Source organism: Pradoshia sp. (assembly GCF_051873915.1).
In the GTDB taxonomy this organism is placed as follows: domain Bacteria; phylum Bacillota; class Bacilli; order Bacillales; family Pradoshiaceae; genus Pradoshia.
Map to the genome: position 1 here is coordinate 1 of NZ_JBJEFJ010000192.1, position 5,109 is coordinate 5,109.

5 protein-coding genes are annotated in these 5,109 nt (G+C 45.8%); 4 read left to right on the forward strand and 1 reads right to left on the reverse strand.

Annotation, left to right across the window (positions count from 1 at the left end; all coding sequences use genetic code 11):
• From ACI35L_RS16555 to rfbD, 3 genes are all read left to right on the forward strand, one after another.
• On the forward strand, window positions 1-321 hold a 321-nt coding region (locus tag ACI35L_RS16555), incomplete at its 5' end, for a dTDP-4-dehydrorhamnose 3,5-epimerase family protein (protein ID WP_439803360.1).
• Window positions 322-323: 2 nt separating this feature from the next.
• The gene (gene rfbB / locus ACI35L_RS16560; protein WP_439803361.1) at window positions 324-1,310 is read left to right on the forward strand and encodes a dTDP-glucose 4,6-dehydratase; all 987 of its coding nucleotides are present in this window, start codon (window positions 324-326) and stop codon (window positions 1,308-1,310) included.
• Window positions 1,310-2,170, forward strand: a complete 861-nt coding sequence (rfbD, locus tag ACI35L_RS16565) for a dTDP-4-dehydrorhamnose reductase (protein ID WP_439803362.1) — start codon at window positions 1,310-1,312, stop codon at window positions 2,168-2,170. The genes rfbB and rfbD overlap by 1 nt, the downstream gene beginning before the upstream one ends.
• A 37-nt stretch (window positions 2,171-2,207) precedes the next feature.
• Here the strand turns inward: rfbD and ACI35L_RS16570 are convergent, their stop codons facing one another.
• Window positions 2,208-3,740 (reverse strand): Ig-like domain-containing protein, encoded by a 1,533-nt coding sequence (locus ACI35L_RS16570; protein WP_439803363.1) that lies wholly within the window; start codon window positions 3,738-3,740, stop codon window positions 2,208-2,210.
• Between the two features lie 246 nt (window positions 3,741-3,986).
• On the opposite strand from ACI35L_RS16570, the gene ACI35L_RS16575 reads away from it, so the two are divergent.
• Window positions 3,987-5,063 (forward strand): zinc-dependent alcohol dehydrogenase family protein, encoded by a 1,077-nt coding sequence (locus ACI35L_RS16575; protein WP_049669408.1) that lies wholly within the window; start codon window positions 3,987-3,989, stop codon window positions 5,061-5,063.
• Window positions 5,064-5,109 lie beyond the last annotated feature (46 nt).

Consider the following 5,109-nt stretch of genomic DNA (forward strand, 5'->3'; position numbering starts at 1 on the left):
GCTATTTATGATGTGGTTGTTGATATGAGAAAAGGTTCTCCAACTTATGGGCAATGGAAAGGGTACATATTAAGTGAACATAATAAGCGCCAGCTGCTTGTTCCCGAGGGATTTGCCCATGGATTTTGTACCATCACGGAGAATGTGAATGTGCTGTATAAGGTGGATGAATTATATTCACCCGAGTATGACCGAGGGGTTGCTTGGGATGACCCTGAGCTTGCGATTGATTGGCCAGTTTCAGAACCAATCCTATCGAAAAAAGACAGCATGCACCCAGTATTAGCAGAAGCTGAAAATAACTTTGTTTGGGAGGGTTGAACGTGAATCTATTAGTGACTGGCGGGGCAGGGTTCATAGGCAGCAACTTTGTCCGGCATATTCTGGAGAGCTACCCTGATAAGAAAATCGTGAATCTGGATTTATTGACGTATGCGGGCAATATTCATAATTTGGATGATTTGAAGGACAATCCAAATCATCTTTTTGTTGAAGGGAATATTACGGATAGATTGCTTGTGCCAGAGCTTATCAAGGAGCATGATATTGATGCCATTGTTAACTTCGCAGCTGAATCCCATGTGGACCGGAGTATTGAAAACCCTGGCATATTCATTGAGACGAATGTTCAAGGAACCTTGAATCTGCTTGAGGCGGCAAGGAGCTGTGGTGTTGAGCGCTATCTCCAGGTGTCAACAGATGAAGTGTATGGGTCATTAGGGGAAACCGGCTATTTCACCGAGGATACACCGCTTGCCCCGAACAGCCCTTATTCAGCCAGCAAAGCAGGGGCTGATTTATTAGTCCGCTCCTATCATGAAACGTATGGATTGAACGTTAACATCACACGCTGTTCCAATAATTACGGTCCTTATCATTTTCCGGAGAAACTAATTCCGCTTATGATTACGAACGGATTGGACGGGGAAGACCTGCCTATATACGGAAACGGGAAGAATATCCGTGACTGGCTCCATGTCACCGACCATTGTGCCGCTATTGACCTTGTCCTTCATAAAGGGAAAAGCGGGGAAGTGTATAATGTCGGCGGCCATAATGAGCGGACGAATAATGAGATTGTTGAGATGATCACCGATTACTTAAAGATTCCAAAGAGCCGGATCAAATACGTGAAGGACCGCCTTGGACATGATTTGCGTTATGCCATTGATCCGACTAAGCTGGAGACCGAGCTTGGCTGGAAACCGAAATATACGTTTGATACAGGGATTGTTGAAACCATTCAATGGTATTTGAATCATGAGGAATGGTGGCGTCCGTTGAAAGAACGCGCAAAGTTAGGAATTTAATGATGAAAATACTCGTAACCGGAGCGAACGGACAACTAGGGACAGAGACAGTCAGCCTATTGAGCCAGGACGGCGACTATGAGGTGCGGGGATTTGATCGACAAGAGCTTGATATTACGAATGCAGAGCAAGTCATGAAAAAGGTCTGCGATTTTCGTCCGGATTGGATTCTGCACTGTGCGGCCTATACGAATGTCGAACAGGCAGAAGGTGATGGCTTAGAGGCGAATTGGAAAATCAACCGTGAGGGGTCAGTCAATATCAGTAAGGCTGCTCATGAGGTCGGTGCAAAGCTTATGACTATCAGCACGGATTATGTGTTTGATGGTAGGAAAACAAGTCCTTATACACCAGAGGATGAGCCTAATCCGCTCAATGAGTATGGGAAAGCCAAGCTGGCGGGTGAACAAGCGGTTCGGTACTATTGCCCGGATGCCTATATCATCCGCACATCCTGGGTGTTTGGTGAGCATGGGCAGAATTTTGTCTATACGATGCTGAAATCAGCAGAGAGGAAAAATGTCTTAAAGGGCGTAGCCGATCAGTATGGGCGCCCTACCTATGCGCCTGATTTAGCCAGCTTTATGAAGCATGTGATTGAGGTAAGGCCGGAAAGCGGCATCTATCACTTCTCCAATGATGAAGAGGCGAGCTGGTATGAATTTGCTGTCGAGATTCTGAAGAATACTGATGTAAAGGTCTTGCCTGTCAGCTCAGAGGAATTCCCGCAGAAGGCCAAAAGGCCGTCATACTCCGTCATGTCACTTGATAAGGTGAAGGAAACAGGATTTTATGTTCCAACCTGGAAGGATTCCTTGGAACGATTTCAAAATCAAATCCGAAAAAGTGCCTTGAGATAAGAAACCATGCTCGTAGGAGCATGGTTTCTTTTTTGGCTTATTCAATGGTGTCGGCTTCCATCGCAGGAATGGTAATTTCCCATCCAGCAATAGATGTATAGGAATAGGTGCCCGTAATTTCGCCATAGACGGTCACAACATCCTCTTCAACAAAGTCGGTCGTTCCGACATATTCAACCCAAATAACATCATCTGCTGAATACCATCCATAGGATGTTTGCGTAACAGCAAGACGGATGCCGGTCATGAAATAGCCCTCACTGATTTGGAGAATTTCTCCGGTATATTTCACATATTCTCCGTCATATTTATCCGGATTTTTCTCAAGCTGGGCAAACGAAATGGTCTTAGCGCTGGCACGTTTTTCTGCTGCTGACATTGTCCGTTCAATAGAGATATCTTCCGAATGGGCATTATAGCCTTTGAGCTTAGCTTCAACTGTAAAGTCGTACGTACCTTCCTCAGCCGTATCCACCTTCATGGAGAATTTACCGTTTTTACCAGCTTTGGTTGTGCAGACTTTTGAGTCACCTTTATGGATGGTGACCGATGCTCCGGCTTGGGTTGTTCCTTTGATGGTCGTTGTCTTTGTTTGTATACTGCTCTCGTAATCTACATCCAGCTTAACAGCTTTCCAGGTTCTATCGAGCGTGATTTCCTCTGTGCTGGTGTTATAGCCGCGTAATGATGAAGAAATGGTATAAGTGTAAGTTCCTTCTTTAAAGGTATTAAGTTTGAAAGAAAAGCTGCCATCCTTGCCGGTCTTCACTTTATCGATTTCTTTACCATCCTTATCAGTGATGGTGACCATCGCACCAGCCTCTGTAACCCCTTTCAATTGATAGCTTGGTACTGTAATCTCCTCATCATAAGATAGCTCGAGCGGGATGTTGGTCAACGTCCGTTTAATGGACACATTCTTTGTGATGGTCGTGAAGTTCTCTTTAGCGGATACGATGGCATATTGATAGTTGCCTTCATCTGTCGTATCTACGGTAAAAGAAAAATGACCATCTTGATCGGCGGTTGCTTCGTCCAGCTTCGCTCCATCCTGAATGAGGGTGACTTTGGCATCAGGCTCCGTTGTTCCCTTAATCGTATACGTTAAGACTTCAATGTTTTTATCATATTTAAGGGTAAGCGGAATATCAGGATTCTTCCGTTTAACTGTATAGCTGTATTCCTTATCGGTTACGTAATTGCTGGCGGTAAACACAATCGTGTTTTTTCCTTTCTCAACTGGGATATTTGCCGAGAATTCACCATTGTCCTTAATAGTTACCTTTTCACCGTTTACGATCAAAGAACTCGCGTGGTTCACCTTGCCAGTCACTTCTATAGACTCTTGTGCTAAAGCGACTTCTTCAGGTGGATTGTTATCTAGCTCCATACAGATTCCATGAAGCGGCACAATAATGAATGTATAGATTAGAATTAGAATAACGGAGACGGCAAATAAGCATCCGCTAATGATGAAATACCTTTTTCGTAAGCGGTCGGTTCTCCGGAATCCCAAAAGGAGAATAATAATGGCTGCTGCCGCTGCTAATATACCGAGAAAGAGCCACATAATCCCTCACCTCCTTTCTGTGAAATCGACCTATTCTCTATTTATTTACCTCCATTTACAGCTTGTTTATCTGGAAATTGTGTCCAAGGTCGAGTGCTGTAAACTGAACCGATGTTATGGCGGAATATGTAGAGCGATTGGCATTGACCCGCTGTTTAGCAGGCTAGTACAATGTAAATAGTTCAATCGCATCCTTTGTCAATTGCATATTGTAAGCGCTTTCTAATCTGGTGGAGGAGGAAGAAAATGCGGGCATTAGTAATGGAGGAATTGCGGAAACCGTTGGTCGTGAGAGAAATGCCAGATCCAGAGTGTGCTGATGATGGAGTCGTCATTAAGGTTGAGGCGAATGGCGTATGCCGAAGCGATTGGCATGCATGGCAGGGAGACTGGGACTGGATAGGAATTGCCCTCCCTTTGCCGCATATTCTCGGTCATGAGTTCTCAGGTGTGGTGGAAGAGGTCGGAAGGAATGTGAAGAACTTTAAGAAAGGAGACCGAGTCATTGCTCCGTTCACGGTCGGTGACGGTACATGTCCGTACTGTCAGAGCGGACATCATAATATTTGTTCCAATATCCAACTGCTCGGCTTTTCGACATGGGGCGGATATGGACGTTATACCGCTGTGCCCAATGCTGATTTGAATTTGGTGCATTTGCCGGAGTCCATCAGCTTCGTGGAGGCTGCCGGGATGGGATGCCGCTTCATGACGGCCTTCCATGGAGTCACTGACCAAGCAGATGTAAAGGGCGGTGAGTGGGTTGCGGTCCATGGCTGCGGAGGTGTCGGATTATCCGCCATCCAGATTGCAAGCGCACTTGGAGCAAATGTTATTGCCGTAGATATCGGAGAGGATAAGCTGGAGCTTGCTAAGCAATTGGGAGCGGTCGCAACGGTGAATGCGAAGGAGGTTAACCCGGCCCAGGCTGTTAGGGAGATTACGAGGGGCGGCGCCCATGTGTCTGTAGACGCACTTGGCATTAAGCAGACATGCCAAGCAGCGATCAGCGGACTTCGTAAACGCGGCCGCCATCTGCAAATTGGCTTGACGACAAGAGAAGAACAAGGAATGATTCCTCTTCCGATTGACTTCATCGTCCAAGCGGAAATTCAGCTCATCGGCTCGCTCGGTATGCAGCCATCCCGCTATCCAAGCATGCTCGGAATGGTTGAGTCAGGTAAACTAAAGCCCGGTGCTTTAGTGACAAAGACCATTTCATTAGATGAAGTACCAAACATATTCGAAGAGATGAATACATTCCAAAACGTGGGGGTCACGGTCGTAGATAAATGGGATGCGAAGGTGTCCGTAGAGAAATAGGATAGAGATATGGTTCAGGCAAACCTATTTGGGGTTTGTCTTTTTT